This is a genomic window from Fibrobacter sp. UBA4297, from assembly GCF_002394865.1.
Taxonomy (GTDB): domain Bacteria; phylum Fibrobacterota; class Fibrobacteria; order Fibrobacterales; family Fibrobacteraceae; genus Fibrobacter.
Map to the genome: position 1 here is coordinate 223,575 of NZ_DGUZ01000019.1, position 15,044 is coordinate 238,618.

At 49.9% G+C, this 15,044-nt stretch carries 11 protein-coding genes and 1 tRNA gene; 7 read left to right on the plus strand and 5 right to left on the minus strand.

The genetic code is table 11. The features are described from left to right. Positions 1-9: 9 nt before the first annotated feature. Both B3A20_RS11725 and mqnE read left to right on the plus strand, forming a co-directional pair. Positions 10-83 (plus strand) — tRNA-Met (locus B3A20_RS11725). A 183-nt stretch (positions 84-266) separates the two neighbouring features. Further along, positions 267-1,307, plus strand: coding sequence for an aminofutalosine synthase MqnE (gene mqnE / locus B3A20_RS11730; RefSeq protein WP_290765021.1), 1,041 nt, complete (start codon positions 267-269; stop codon positions 1,305-1,307). A gap of 30 nt (positions 1,308-1,337) precedes the next feature. Here the strand turns inward: mqnE and rfbD are convergent, their stop codons facing one another. Beyond that, positions 1,338-2,258: a dTDP-4-dehydrorhamnose reductase gene (gene rfbD, locus B3A20_RS11735; protein WP_290765023.1), complete on the minus strand. Its 921-nt coding sequence runs from the start codon at positions 2,256-2,258 to the stop codon at positions 1,338-1,340. A 158-nt stretch (positions 2,259-2,416) separates the two neighbouring features. Here rfbD and B3A20_RS11740 point away from each other — a divergent pair, with 158 nt between their 5' ends. The 4 genes from B3A20_RS11740 to tsaA all read left to right on the plus strand — a co-directional run bounded on the left by B3A20_RS11740 (position 2,417) and on the right by tsaA (position 8,331). After that, positions 2,417-3,205, plus strand: a complete 789-nt coding sequence (locus tag B3A20_RS11740) for a hypothetical protein (RefSeq protein WP_290765025.1) — start codon at positions 2,417-2,419, stop codon at positions 3,203-3,205. A 413-nt stretch (positions 3,206-3,618) separates the two neighbouring features. Next, complete coding sequence (locus tag B3A20_RS11745; RefSeq protein ID WP_290765027.1) at positions 3,619-4,662, plus strand: histidine phosphatase family protein; 1,044 nt, start codon at positions 3,619-3,621, stop codon at positions 4,660-4,662. Between the two features lie 238 nt (positions 4,663-4,900). Further along, positions 4,901-7,462 (plus strand): VPS10 domain-containing protein, encoded by a 2,562-nt coding sequence (locus tag B3A20_RS11750; RefSeq protein ID WP_290765029.1) that lies wholly within the window; start codon positions 4,901-4,903, stop codon positions 7,460-7,462. Between the two features lie 191 nt (positions 7,463-7,653). Further along, positions 7,654-8,331: a tRNA (N6-threonylcarbamoyladenosine(37)-N6)-methyltransferase TrmO gene (gene tsaA, locus B3A20_RS11755; RefSeq protein WP_290765031.1), complete on the plus strand. Its 678-nt coding sequence runs from the start codon at positions 7,654-7,656 to the stop codon at positions 8,329-8,331. 169 nt (positions 8,332-8,500) lie between these two features. Here the strand turns inward: tsaA and B3A20_RS11760 are convergent, their stop codons facing one another. Next, the gene (locus B3A20_RS11760) at positions 8,501-9,763 is read right to left on the minus strand and encodes a sialate O-acetylesterase (protein ID WP_290765033.1); all 1,263 of its coding nucleotides are present in this window, start codon (positions 9,761-9,763) and stop codon (positions 8,501-8,503) included. 151 nt (positions 9,764-9,914) lie between these two features. Between B3A20_RS11760 and B3A20_RS11765 the strand changes: the two genes are divergently transcribed. Continuing rightward, on the plus strand, positions 9,915-10,472 hold the full coding sequence (locus B3A20_RS11765; RefSeq protein WP_290765035.1) for a hypothetical protein: 558 nt from the start codon (positions 9,915-9,917) through the stop codon (positions 10,470-10,472). Here the strand turns inward: B3A20_RS11765 and B3A20_RS11770 are convergent. The 3 genes from B3A20_RS11770 to B3A20_RS11780 all read right to left on the minus strand — a co-directional run bounded on the left by B3A20_RS11770 (position 10,469) and on the right by B3A20_RS11780 (position 15,002). After that, positions 10,469-12,538, minus strand: coding sequence for a transglutaminase-like domain-containing protein (locus B3A20_RS11770; protein ID WP_290765038.1), 2,070 nt, complete (start codon positions 12,536-12,538; stop codon positions 10,469-10,471). The genes B3A20_RS11765 and B3A20_RS11770 overlap by 4 nt on opposite strands. Then, a complete protein-coding gene (locus B3A20_RS11775; protein ID WP_290765040.1) occupies positions 12,535-13,866 on the minus strand; it encodes a DUF58 domain-containing protein in 1,332 nt (443 codons plus the stop codon). Before B3A20_RS11775 ends, B3A20_RS11770 begins: the two co-directional genes overlap by 4 nt. Positions 13,867-14,090: 224 nt before the next feature. After that, positions 14,091-15,002: an AAA family ATPase gene (locus B3A20_RS11780; protein WP_290765042.1), complete on the minus strand. Its 912-nt coding sequence runs from the start codon at positions 15,000-15,002 to the stop codon at positions 14,091-14,093. Between the last annotated feature and the right edge of the window lie 42 nt (positions 15,003-15,044).

Genomic DNA, 15,044 nt, shown 5'->3' on the forward strand with positions numbered 1-15,044 from the left:
CAACCTCGACGCGGGGTGGAGCAGTTGGTAGCTCGTCGGGCTCATAACCCGAAGGTCGCAGCGTTCAAGTCCTGCCCCCGCTACTAAAAAGACGCAGATTTCAATCTGCGTCTTTTTTGTTTTGTCATTAACAATTAGATTTTAGATCACATAATAGATATTCTCTAGTAACTAGTAACTTAAAACTAGTAACTCCAAACCCTTTTCCTGCATTATCTAAGTTCTAAGCTCTAAGTTCTACCAACTAAAATAAATATATTTACAGCATGTCTCGCATTTCAGAACAAGAAGCTCTCGATTTATTTATGAACGCACCGCTCGATGAACTTTGCGCACGCGCCAATGCTGAAAAAGAAGCGCGCCACGGCAAGTCCGTTTACTGGGTGAACAACCGCCAAATCAACTACACGAACGTGTGCGTGCTGCACTGCAAATTCTGCGCCTTCAGCCGCATCAAAAAAGATAGCCCGACGGCTTACGACTGGAATTACGAAACCATCCGTGACAAGGCCGCCGAAGCGATTAGCAAAGGCGCCCGCGAATTGCACATTGTTGGCGGGCTCCATCCCGACCATCCGTTCGATTACTACATCGAGATGTTGCGCAAGCTCCGCAAGGAATTTCCATCCGCAAACTTGAAAGCTTTTACCGCCGTTGAAATTTGCCACTTCGCCAAAATTTCTGGCCAGACGCCCGAACAGATCATGGCAACGCTCAAGGACGCAGGCCTTGACGCCCTCCCCGGTGGCGGCGCCGAAATTTTAGTACAAAGTGTACGCGACAAGATTTGTCCGGGCAAAGAAACCGGCGAAGAATGGCTTGACGTCCATCGCGCCGCCCACAAGCTCGGCATTCCGACGAATGCGACCATGCTCTTTGGGCACATCGAAAAAATTGAAGACCGCATCGCGCACATGAAGATGCTCCGTGACTTGCAAGACGAAGCGCCGGGATTCTTCGCATTCATCCCGCTCGTGTACCACCCGGAACACAACGCGCTCCACCAGATTGTCCCGAACATCACAAGCGAAGAAGACATCCTCCGCACGGTCGCTGTTTCTCGTTTGTTCTTGGACAACTTCCCGCACATCAAGGCTTACTGGATCCAGATGGGCATCGAGACTGCCATGAAGGCACTCCACGCCGGCGCATCGGATTTGGACGGTACGATTATCGAAGAGAAAATCACGCATGCTGCTGGCGCCACGGTCCCCGTGGGCATGAGCCCAGAACGCATGCAAGATCTCATCAAAAAAGAAGGCCTCGTTCCGGTGGAACGAGACGCCTTGTACGAAAGATTTTCTTAAGAGAGCGCACACTCGATAAGTGCGCCGTTCTTACGCGAGCACGCCAATTTCCTTGAGGTAGCGGCCCAGCGCATCTTGCCATGTGGAGAGCGGCTTAAAACCAGCTTCCACGAGTTTGCTCTTGTCCAAACGGCTATTGAACGGACGGGCGGCCTTCGAGAGTCCGTATTCCGCAGTCGTCACTGGCAACACCTTTGTCGGGAGCCCAGCCTGCTTATAGATTTCCTTCGTGAAATCGTACCAGCTGATGAATCCGCCTTCGTTCGTAGCGTGATAGTAGCCGTACTTGTCCGTTTCAATCATATCGACAAGGAGGCGGCTCAAATCGAGCGTGTAAGTCGGCGTACCAATTTGATCGTAAACGACGCGGACGGTATCGTGCGTTTCGCCCACCTTGAGCATCGTCTTGATGAAGTTTTTGCCATTGAGACCGAACACCCAGGCAATTCGAACAATGAAATACTTTTCAAGCATTCCACTCACAGCAAGCTCGCCCTTGAGTTTGGATTCGCCATAAACGTTGAGCGGTTCGTAATCCTTGCAATCCGGTTTCCACGGAGAAGTGCCACGACCATTAAACACGTAGTCCGTGCTGATGTAAACCATCTTTGCATCGATTTCTTTTGCAACGCGGGCAATGTTTTCCGTGCCTTCGGCGTTAATCGCAAAGACCTTTGCCTTCTTGTCTTCGTCTTCGGCAAGGTCCACTGCAGTCCAGGCAGCGCAATGCACAATCACATCCGGCTTCACGTTCTTGATGGTTTCTGCAACCGCAGCTGCATTCGTAATATCCATCGGAACATAAGGCATCGTGGTCACAGCGCTTCCATCAGCCACGCCGGAATAAGCCGGAGCGATATCACTACCGACACCTTCGTAGCCACGCTTTGCAAGTTCATTCATCACATCGTGACCCAGCTGGCCACCGACACCAGTTACCAAAACTTTCATAATAAAACCTCTTGTCGGAATATAGCAAATAACAATGATTAGTTACTAGTTACTACGGTCGACCCCTACGTCATTCCGTTACGTCAGAGCGCCATGACACAGAGAGTCTGTCAGCCAAGACGTTTTTTTCAATTTGCAAATTTCTATCTTTGGCCTCGATGTTTGAAGCGTTAAATTTTCACTTTTCGGCATACGACTGGCTGCTCGTCTTTATGGTTACCGCCCTCGGTACCCTGAGTGCCTACCTCAAGGACCCGCAACTCAAAGCGGTCACTGCAACAATCCCCATCCCCTGCGGTTTTGCCTACATCGCCGTCGGCCTCCCGATGGGCACCGAAAATGCAGTCTCGGGCTTCATGTGCATGTTGTACGTACACATTGTACGCATTCTCCACTACAAAGTAAAAGTTCCAATTGTACCGTCGATTATTGCCGGGCTCGCGTTTTTCGTTGCACTCGGAACATTTTTGCATTCGCGCATCCCTGAAGGCGAAACGTACTTTATCGGTGCCTGCATTTTTGACTTTGTCATCGGCGTGATTTTCTTCCAAAAGCAAAAGTACAAAGCCGGCGTACGCTACAAGACTCCGCTTCCCGTTTACATCAAGGCGCCCGCCATTGCAGGCGTCGTTTCTGGGCTCATGTTCATCAAGCACTTGATGGGCGGTTTTTGCACCAGCTTCCCGATGATGAATTCCATCGTAAGCTACGAAAGCCGTTACTCGCTCGGCGACCAATGCAGACAGCTCCCGCTCTTCCTCATCGCAGGGCCATTCATGTTCGCAACCATGCGCTACATAGAAATCGGTTTCGGACTCAACCACTGGATTGTGCTCCTCATCGGTTACATCGTTTTCGCCTTCATTTACTGGCCGCTCAACAAAGAGCTCAAGCGCCGCAACGAAATCAATTACAATTCCGACAAGCCCGCCGAATCAAAAACATAAAAAAACACGTTTTTTTGCGTTAAACGCCCCCTCAAAAACAGCCCTATGCATATAAATCTTCTTTTTTTCAGGTTTTATATGCATTTTTCCACAATTCTAGTACAAATTAACCATACAATTATCCAAACAGGTAGTTTTCCATGCATATAAAAACTCCCCAAAAAGCCTTTTTATATGCACCATGCACCACAGCAAGTAATTAATTTATTCATAAAACACATATAAAAAGCATCATTTTGACCTTTTTATATGCACGTCCCGCCTTTTTAAGCGCTTTTTAAGCGCTTTTTCAAACGCATATTCACCCCAAATCATCCAAAAGCAGCTTTTTAAAGGTTTTTAGAAAAAATTTACTTGAAGAAACCCCTCAACATAAATAGATTTAGAGGGATAAAAACAAGGAATTTCACACAATGCATAAAATTTCCCGCATTTCTTTAGCTTTTACCGGGGCAATCCTCTCCGCCTCGCTATTGGCAGCCTGTGGCGACGAAAATGCGACAGCCGCCTTCAACAATTTCGCTAATCAGAGTTCTAGCGATCAGGCCCAACCATCAACGATTTCCAGCTCTTCGACCGAACAGCTCCCAGCAAGTTCCGCAGACGCAAACTCCAGTTCTGCAACAGCTCCGGACGGCATTTCCAGTTCCTCGGATGCAGGCGTCCCACCCACCCAGTCCAGTTCCTCGGCCGGGAATGTTGAGCTCGACCCAGGCTGCGTAGAAACACCTGTCGCTGCAATCCCCATTGACACCAACGGCCTTGCCGACATCGCCGATGTATTCAAGAGCGTCCGTTGCAACGAAAAGGCCGTGTTCGTCATCCGCCATGGCGAACGTGAAGATGGCAAGACTAGCCGAGAAACTCCCCTCACCTACTACGAAGGCGAACCGGATTCCATTGGCGGTGAACCCACTGATGGCATAAGGCAGGCTCAAGCCGTCGGCAAAAAACTCATCAGCGCTGAAGACTTTGTTTTCTCGCACACCAACTACGTTCGCACAGAACAGACATGCCTCAACATCGCAATCGGTCGCGGGCAGCAAACGTTCCCACATGACACAACAGAACTATATTCCATCAGCTGGTTCAAGAAAGACAGCGAACGCTATAAGTTCCTTGACGATTCCACAGGAAACGTCCGCTTGGTTATTGCGGGCTGGGCATTCGACAACCTCTATGCAGAAGTCTTCTACAACCTCAAAGAAAAGTCCGAAGAAATTGTGAAAAAAGACATCGCTCCGGGCTACGCATCCATGAACAAGTACCGCGTCATCTGCACTCACGACGATTTTGTCGTCCCGTTCACAGCATACGTTTCCAACGGAACCGTGAACTACAAATACCACGTTACAAGTCACTGGCCGTACTTCTTGACCGGTGTCGCCGTCATCATCGACAACAAAGACCAAATCAGGTACGTTCCGTTTAGAGGCCTTGGCATCGGCGTGGAATAACAACTTCCCGGCATCTGCAAAAAATCGCCACATTTAGCATTTTTTAACAAGAATCCTCGAAAATTGACTGATTTCGGGGATTTTTTGTATTCGAAGCACAATCCTCAGCACGCTTCAAAATGTTCTCAAAATATTTCTCAAATTAAGGTTTATATAACAACCTCTTTTTCAAATTTTAATATATATTATCTATAGTTGTTAGGGTTTTAATTGTTCTCAAAATTCCAACGGAGACGATATGTTTGGTAAAATTTCAATGGTCGGCATCACCGCACTCACTCTCGCCACAAGTGCAAGCGCCGAAAAATACGAATGGGGCAATGTCCGCTTTGATGGCGGTGGATTCGTTTCTGCCGTAATGTTCCACCCCAAGGCCAAGAACCTGCTGTACGCACGCACAGACGTGGGTGGCATTTACCGCTTTGATTTTGAAAACAAGACCTGGATTCCGCTGATGGATTTCATCTCGGAAAACGACAAAGGTCTTTACGGCACCGAAGCTTTTGCACTCGACCCCACCGACCCCAAGCGCATTTACGTACTCGCCGGCACCGGCTATTTTAGCAAGGGCCGCACAGCAGTGCTCCGCAGTGAAGACTTCGGCGCTACCTGGGACACAAGCTATGTAGAGATGCTCGCCCACGGCAACGGCATGGGCCGCCAGACTGGTGAAAAACTCGCCGTGGACCCCAACAAGCCAAATATCATCTTCTGCGGAAGCCGCACCAAGGGCCTTTACAAAAGTACCGACTACGGTAAAACTTGGACAAGCGCCTACAAGGTCGCCCTTTCTACCGCAACCGAATCTAGCCTGAACGGCGTGAACGGCATTAGCTTCGTGATGTTCGACGAATCGCAGGGCAAAAACGCCGACGGTTCCACCAAGACCATTTACATCGGCATTTCTGAAACCAAGGACAATTTGCAGGTAAGCCACGACGGCGGCGCCACCTGGGAAGCCATCAAAGGCGTCCCCACAGGACTCATGCCGCACCGCGCAAAGATTGTTGACGGAGACATGTACGTAACCTTCGCCGACGGCCCTGGCCCATACAACATCGCAAGCGGCGGTTTCTACAAGTACAACATCGCCGGCGGCACATGGACCGACCTCACCCCGAGCGATTCCGTGGAACACGAAGGTAGCACCACCAAGAGCTACGAAAAGGACAAGAGCTCTTACGGCGGCGTGGCCATTGACCCGTCGGACAAGAACCATATCGTGATTTCGACATTGGGCAAGTACACCGGCCGCCACGTGACCAAAGACGAAAAAGAGAATTACGGCGACCGCATCTACGCCACCACTGACGGCGGCAAGACCTGGAATCACGGACAGCATTACAACGACATTCCGAACATTGACGCAAACGGCACCGACTGGATTCCGGGCAATGCCATCCACTGGGCAGGTTCCCTCGAAATTAACCCGTTCAACAACAAGGAAGCTTGGGTCACAAGCGGTAACGGCATCTTTATGACTGAAGACGTCTCCGCAAAGGTTCCCCTTTGGAAATTCATGTCCAAGGGCATCGAAGAAACCGTGCCGCTCGACATCGTGAGCATTCCGGGAGGCCCGCTTGTCACCGCTATTGGCGACTATGACGGCGCAGTTTACACGGACATTAAGCAGAGCGCCCAGCGCCACAAGCCGACAATCGGCACTACCGAAAGCATGGGTTACGCCCCGCTTACCGGAAGCTTGGTGCGCACAGGCGTGATTACCGTTTACGGCAAGTACGATTCACAGAACTTCAACGTGATGTACCGTTCCGATGACATGGGCAAGACCTGGGACAGCGTAAAGACCACACTCAAGGGCCCGAAGGGCTTGGTGGTACTTTCTGCAGATGGCAAAATCATGTTGCACCGTCCAGACCAGGGCGCAACAGTTTACCGCTCCGATGATAATGGCGCCTCTTGGACCGCCGTCGAAACCGGCACGCAGACAAACTATTCCCGCATTGTCGCAGACCCCGTAGATCCTAAAACATTCTACGTCATGGGCGGTATGGGCACGCTTTACAGATCCACCGACGGCGGTAAGACTTTTGCTGAAGCTGAAGCACGCTTGCAGAACGAACAGGCTGGCGAATACTATAATGGCGGCGGACTCATCCGCACGGTTCCCGGCAGAGAAGGCCACCTCTGGGTTCCTGTAGACCAGTCTCAAGTTTGGCTCCCGAAGGGATTCAGCGAAAACGGACTTGCCTACACCGAAGACGGTGGCAAGAGCTGGAACCATTGCGAAGGCGCATCGACCGCAATCGCCGTGGGCATCGGCAAGGCCAAGGATGGAGCCGACTACGAAACCATCTTTATCTGGGGAGCTGCAAAATCAGGCGATCCGATTGGCATTTACCGCAGTACAGACAAGTGCAAGACATTCGAACGCGTGAACGACGACTTGCACCAGTTCGGCGGTCCGGGTAACGGAAACTTCGTACAGGGCGACATGAACACCTTCGGCGTTGTTTACATGAGCACCGTGGGTCGTGGCACCATCGTGGGCGCTCCGGAAGGCACTGAATTTGTCGAAGTTCCGCCGACAGGACTCAACAAAATTACGCGCAGCATTGGCAAGGTAACGCTCACGCAGCAGAACAGAACTTTGCTGGTAAACGTCCCGAGCGAAAGCAAGCTCGAAGTCATCGCGCTGAACGGCAAGACGCTCCTTACAGCAGACGTAAACGGCAATAGAAGCGTAAGCCTCAAGAAACTCCCGACCGGCAAGTACATCGCAAAGGTTGTTGGTACTAACGGCAAGTTGCTCTTGAAAAAAGCTATCGCAATTAAATAAACCGCATTAACGAAATCGCCCGCCCAGCGGGCATGACAACAACAAAAAGTTTCAATAATCATCAATCCCACACTTAAAAAGGCTAGAGTCCAAAGCGAACGCTTGCAAACTCTGGCCTTTCTTTTTTGCTATGTTATAAGGAGGCCCGCTCTGCGCAAGCGTGACAAGGACTTAAAGCACGGCAATTCCCTATGCAAGAACTGACTTTTAAAATCATCGCACGAATCAAAAGCGACTTTCACGAAAAGTTTGGCATTCCGCGTCAAAGTGGACTAGTGCAAAACTTGCGCTCGACCATACGCTTTGAGCCGGATTTCAGCAATGCGGATGCACTCCGCGGTCTCGAGGGATTTAGCCACCTGTGGATTATGTGGATTTTTTCGGAGAATATTCGCAGCACATGGAGCCCGACCGTGCGCCCGCCAAGACTTGGCGGCAATAAGCGCCTCGGCGTTTTTGCCACACGTTCGAGCTTTCGCCCGAATCCGATCGCACTTTCTTGCGTAAAAATCGAAAGCGTCAATCTCGATACGCCCGAAGGTCCAGAAATTGTTGTGAGCGGCGCAGACCTCATGGATGGCACCCCGATTGTTGATATCAAGCCGTACCTGCCTTACACGGACGCCCACCCCGAAGCGGTTGGCGGCTTTGCAGACGCAGTGAAGCAAAATAAGATTCACGTCAAGAATCCCGAAGCGCTAAAAAACCTGAGCGCAGACAAGCAAACGGCGCTTATAGAAGTCCTGGAGCAGGACCCGCGCCCCGCCTACCAAAACGACCCCAAACGAGTTTACGGATTTACCTTCGCCGAATTTGAAGTCAAATTTAAAGTCGTTGGCGAAGAACTGGAAATCGTGAGCATTGAATAAGTGTTTCCGCAACATTTCATTCTTAAAAAAGGACGTTTTTTCCCAAAAAACATGCTACTAAAATTAAATTTTCAATGATTTAGTAACACATTTCGCTCTTTTCCACCAAAAGCAATAAAGAAAGAGCCCCGCGTAAAAACACGGAGCCCTTAGCATTGAGGAGAACTTATTATTGCAAATTCACTCGCTGTACAATTTGCGACGACTCAGTGATAACACTCATCATATAAACGCCCGACGGCACCTTTTTCTTGGAAATCAAGACATCGTGTTCGCCAGCGCTCAATATGCGATTGACACTGACAACTTCGGCACCAAGCACGGAATAAAGGCGAATATTCACAAAGCCCGATCTTGATAAAGTAAGCGGTACTTGTACAAAGTCACCCGCATAAGAAACCTTACCGACATAAAAAGCGTAGATTGCATTCGGGATGGCAACACCTCCAACCGTAGAAGAGCTACTATGGTGGTGAACCTCCGACGAGCTAGAGGATTCAACCGGAACGGAACTCGAGGAACTTTTCGCTTCCGATGAACTCGACGGTGTTTCGCTACTGCTCGATTCCGCAACAGGATCCAACTTATTTCCAAGGACTTCAATCATCTTTTCAGCATAGCGTTTACCAAATTCGCGGTATTCCTGCGAGATAAAGTGGACATTCTGTCCATCGCCCAGCGCCTGGTTAAAGCCTTCGGACGAGACAACGTAAAAATTCTTGGACTGCTGCGGGAGTTTTGCGATATTGTTATTCGCGCCCTTGCTAGAACCGACACGCAACACTTCGCCAGCAAGGAACGGCACATCATTGCCTAGCCCCAAATCCTTGATAATGTTGTCGTAAACCTTTTTGACTTTGGAGGGCCATTGACCGTCACCGGCATCCGTTTCACCCTGATGGAAGATGATTCCCTTGATGACACCATCCGCTTGCGCCTTTTTGGCCATTTCAATCAAACGACCATATGGATTACCGCCATACTGATTGATATAACCAGTCATCCAACTCTGCGACATCCTGATGGAATTGACATAGTTCTGATATTTATCCTTGTCAAATAGCTGAATACTGCATCCGGCAACCGCCACTATGACGACACCCACCTTGATTTGCGGATCAGTCTTTTCGACCATGGTGCGGCCAAAGTAGTCCGTGGGGCCGAGTTTAGCATTATTGCAATGAGCGAGCGGCGGTGTAGCCTTGGCCCACTTCCCTTTTGTCTTGCCAGAACAGGAACCATTATCCGCAGACCAAAGGATCTGGAATCGTTCATCAACAGTCCTATCCTGGTTTTCGATATTGCCCTGCCCTTCCATATTGGACTGGCCAAAAGCGAGATAGATGTGAAAATTGGGATCCGGTGCGGCATGAGTCATAGAAGCCGCCAATCCCACACCAAAAAACAATCCCACAAGACGCGAGACTTTCATTCTACACTCCTTGGGGCACTAAAGTACCCCCCAACAACGCTCTAAATATACCCTAATTTCCACTCTTTTGTTAAATCTTTGGAAAAACGCGTTGTAGGATTCTGCAACATCTATTTTTTTATATATATTCCCTTTAAAAAAGAGGATTTATATGACAATCAAAATCTTGGCTTCCCTTGCGATTGCAACAACATTGTTCACCGCCTGTAGCGATTCTTCCACGCCCCCGCCGACTAAGGCCGAACAGTGCGCCGCAGGGCTTTCCGCAGACTGCGTCATTGGTACATGGAGCATCAACGGCCCGACCGTAGCAAAGACTGTCGGAACAGACATTGCCTACGGCATCGACCAGAGCCATGACTTGACCGCTAGCCCAGCTACACTCAGGTTCTATATCGATTCCGAAAAGAAAACCAACACATTTGAATTCACCAACTCACCCCTAAGCAAGGCCGATTGCCAAACTCCGACCGGAAAAACTTACGGAATCTGGGACATTGTCGGAACATCTATCCATCTTTACGCACGAATCGGTAACGAATGTATGGAAAAGAGCGATGTAACGCTCCCGGCAACCGTAACAGTCGAAGCGAACAAGGTCTCATTGACACTTCAGGGACTTTTCTTCATGGAACCGGAAATGAAGCAAGCCGATCTCGTCGACAAACAGAACACGACCGAAATTTTCACCTTCGTTTCGGCCGACTAACTTGCCTTCCAGCGGTTACGTTCGTATTCTCGCAACTGATCTAAAGCAGTAGACAAAGCTTGTTCAAAATGCGGGTCCTTGGGACTCGCCTTTTTTGTTGCTTGAGCAGTCGCCCGCGTAGTATTTAACGCTTGTTCCACTCGCTTGGCAAAAGCGGAAACAGTCTCACCGGGAGCACGAACAAAGCCTAAGCGGGCAAGGCGTTTTTCGGCATCGGCAAGGAGCGCAATCCATTGGACCGCATTTTTCGAGACATTTTGCTGACCTGATTGGCGATGGAGTCCACGAAACTTCAGTAGTGCCAAAACAAGGAGCAAGACTACAAGCGCGATATAAAGCGCGGGGCTAGAAACGAAACGCTCCGAAGCGGTTTGCCAGCTATCAACGACACGACGCCACTCCCCATCCTTGAGCAAATGCATTACGTACGAGAAACGGCCTTTCAAGCCTTCTAGCTTTATGGAAAGCCATGAGGGTTTTGCAAACGTCATTTCGGTTAATGGCGGAGTCGGGTCAAAAATGTACCATTTCTGCTCAATGTAGACTTCAACCCAGGCATGGCTATGACGACGGCGGAATGTCGCATACGGGCGGCCAGCGATATGTTCCGGGTGAGCAAAGCCGGTCACGTAGCGCGCCGGAATTCCCTGATGGCGCAAAAGGAGTGTCGCAAGCGTTGCGTAGTACTCGCAATAGCCCTCTTTAGTTTTCCAGAAAATTGCAATGGGGTCGATTTTTGAATTTACACGTCGCCCAGGAACAACGTAAGAATATTTGAAATTATGTATAAAATAAGATTCAATTAATTTTAACGTCTGGACTGCGAATTGTGCGGAGTCCAAAGTTCTGTTCACAAGAGCCGCAGAATCAGGAGCAAGACTTACACTATCGAGATGCGTGGTCGGGAGAGACATCGCAGCGGCAATTGTATCTAGGAGTGATTTTTCTTTGCTTGGGATTTGCAAAAATGAGGAAAGAGATTCAATCGTCGTTGATTTTGTTGAAGAACGCGCCGCAATCGCAAGAGTTTCCGCAGAATCAGGCACATAATAAAACCAGTCACTACGAGTTCCATTCGCGCCCGCAAAAACGTTCGTTGAATAGTAATCTAGGGAGTCTGCATTTTTGCTCGCCACGCCCACAACATTCGGAGGGGCAAACATAAAGCCGAAATTGTCGAGAGTCGCCTGCACCCAAACGGATTTGACATTTGGCGCAACCACCGCAGAATCTTCAGATTCAAAGACAGCGTAGTCCACCCGATAACGCGCCGGATAAAGTTTCTTCTCGGCCGTCGCCGGGAGTTTCCAGATGCCCGCCACATATTTTTCATAGGCGGCAGCCCGCAGGTACGTGGGTGCAAGCGTATCCCAAACGCGGAGGACAATTTCGCTATTGTACTTGGAATTGTAATTACTAGAGAAGGAGCCCAATGCAGCCACGGGATCAAATCCCATCACGCGATTTTTCACGTAATACTCTTCGGCCCAGCGACCACTGTAATAGCGATTACTTTTCCAATATTTAAAACCGAGATACGACGAGCCGCACAGACTCGCATAAAGTAAAACGAAAAGCAACCGCTTGTAAAGAGCAACGTGCGGACGGCCAAACGCATATACCGCAAGCAATAGCGCCACAACGGCACTGATGACACTTGCACGAGGCGCTTGGAATAGCCCCATGAAAAGTGCGGCAACGCCATTGAACACGACAAAGACTTCGTAGCCGCCATTCCCGAGACTCCGCTTTTGCAGCCACGCCAAATAAAGTAAATACCACGCCGGGATAAAGACCAAATATGGCGAAACTCCCATTTCAACGCTCGGCGTGAGCACCCACCACAACGCGCATGGAACAATCGCACCGTATGCGAAAATTTTTCTGTAACGCGGGATTTTTCTCTGGTTCGTCGCAGACTTTGAAAGCAAATATTGTTTGACGTGAATCGCGATAAACAAGGCTGCAAAAACAAAGCCAAGAATTTCAAGCCCACTTGAAACGCCCAAATTGATGGAGACAATACAGAAGAAAATCGTCTTGCAAATTTCACGGAAGTTCATCATAGACTGACCTCCGCTTCGCGGGAACTTTCAAGTGGACGCTCTAAATGCGCTCGTTCACGATGCAAACGTTCATTAAAAACGTGTTCGAGATGCGCCGCGTTCACAGCCAAAACATCATCGGAAATTGCGATCTTAGATTCGTCCGTCAACTTGGAACGCGCATCCAAAATCACCTGCTTATGCACAAGCGGATCTTCAGTCGCGAAAAGCCCCATGCGGAGCACAGGGCCAAGCGGGCGTGCCGCCGGCGACCAAAGTTTCTGCGCACTTGTCGCACTTCGAGAATTTACAGTATTTCGAGATACGCGCGAGCCATTCGAAGTGCGCGCCCCTAGCCAAGACGCAGCCGGGATTCGCGCAAGCGCTTCCAAGAAGCTCACGCCACCATCCCCCTGCACAAGCGCAATTTCGTCATCACCAATGAAGAATCGACCAAGCGCCTTGCGTTCCAAAAGCCACAAGCCAACGCCAGCCGCCAAGCGAATCAGCATTTCAACAGCCGATTTTTCGCGCAAACTACGTGCCGTCACGTCCAGCACGAGAATCGCACCAGCACCGCGTTCCGTCTCAAATTCTTTCGTGAATGGCTTGCCGTAACGTGCAAAAGCCTTGTGATGCAAATCGCGCAAAGAATCGCCCTCGCGATATTCGCGCACGCCCACAAAATCCATCCCGCGTGTAAGACTCGGCATCAGCAGCGGAGCAAATACAACACCGCTTGCACCCGATGTCAAAAACGGGAAAGTCCCCACACGCAACGGTCGCGGGAACACAAGCAATTTCGCTTTCCCTGCATTCGCCGCATAACGCAAGGCACCATTGATTTCCGGAATAATCACCGCCACTTTTGGGATTTCAAATGCGCCGCGCTTTTTCGTCTGGATTTTGCAAGTGAGTTTTGCAGTTTCTCCAGCAGCAATCGCCACAAGCGAAGACTCTTCGCACTTGAGCGATGGATCCATGCGGAAACATCCAAGCGACACCGCATTTAATTTGTCTTCGGCAGTAATGTACAAGTCAACGGTTGACGTTTCGCCCTCATAAACATTCCGAACAGAAATGTCACCCGCCTTAAACTTGCTCTTGCGCACGGTCATAAAAAGGCACGGCACGAGCGCAAGAAAATACATGAAGTCCAAACCGCAAAACACCCACGCCGCCCAAAATCCGGGCACCGCTCCTGCAAACATCGAGAATAGCATTAGCGCTGCCGCCGCATGCCCCACCTGCGTAAAGCCTTCTTGCCAAATGTAGTACAAACGCATCAAGAATCCCTTGCGCTTGGGACTTCTTGGAATGGCGTTTATAAAATAACGTAAAAGGGACATGGGAGGATTAGTTGGCAGAACTTAGAGCTTAGAACTTAGTAGGAAGTTGGAAGTAGACGATAAGAAGTAGGAGGTTAAAAGTAGGCGGTAGGAAGTTAGAAGTGGGAAGTAGAGGTTCATGTAAAAAGAACGTCATCCTGAAGCCTGTAGGGCTGATATAGAATTGTTGGTAATTTATTACCCTACAATTCTTAGGTTCGAAGGAGCTGGATCCAGTGAAGTTTTTACTTCGGTACTTTCACCTGTTTCAGGATGCCTTCGAGAATTTGTCTGGAAGCACCGGGCGTATTGGAATCCTTGGCGAACACGCGATGTTCCATCACCGGGAAGAACACATGCTGGATGTCATCGGGATTCACGAAATCGCGACCCGCGACATACGCGCAAGCTTGCGCCATCTTGATGAGATTGATTCCCGCACGCGGGCTTGCTGCCAAGCGCACCGCCGGATTCGTACGCGTCGCCTGTACCAGCGAAACCACGTACATTTCAAGAGATTCATCAATGTGAATTTTGCGGACATCGTTCCGCACTGCAATAATTTCATCAGGAGTCGTCACTGCCGTAAGCGTATCGAGCGGACGCCCGTCACGATGTGCACGCAAAATATTCAGTTCCGTCTCCGCCGTCGGATACCCGAGCGAAAGGCGCACCAAGAATCTATCCATCTGCGCTTCGGGCTGCGGAAACACGCCGTGAAATTCCACAGGGTTCTCAGTCGCAAGCACCATGAACATTTTCGGGAGCGCATGTCGCTCGCCTTCAAGCGACACCTGGCGTTCTTCCATCGCTTCCAAAAGCGCACTCTGCGTTCGCGGAGATGCGCGGTTGATTTCATCCGCGAGCAAGACCTGCGTAAAAACCGGTCCTTTGCGGATTTCGAACTCACCCGTATTCGCCTTGAACACGGCACCTCCGGTCACATCAGCGGGCAACAAGTCCGGTGTAAACTGGATACGCGCAAAGTCAGCCCCAATCGCCGTGGCAAGCGCCTTCGCAATTGTCGTCTTGCCCGTTCCCGGAACATCTTCGATAAGCACATGACCATCGGCAAGGAGCGCCATCACAAGCATTTCAACCTGATCCTGCTTGCCCAGCAGAACACCATTCAAAGCATGAATTAAATCTTTAACCATGCCTATAATATATATAGTTATTGGTCAATGGTCGTTAGTTAT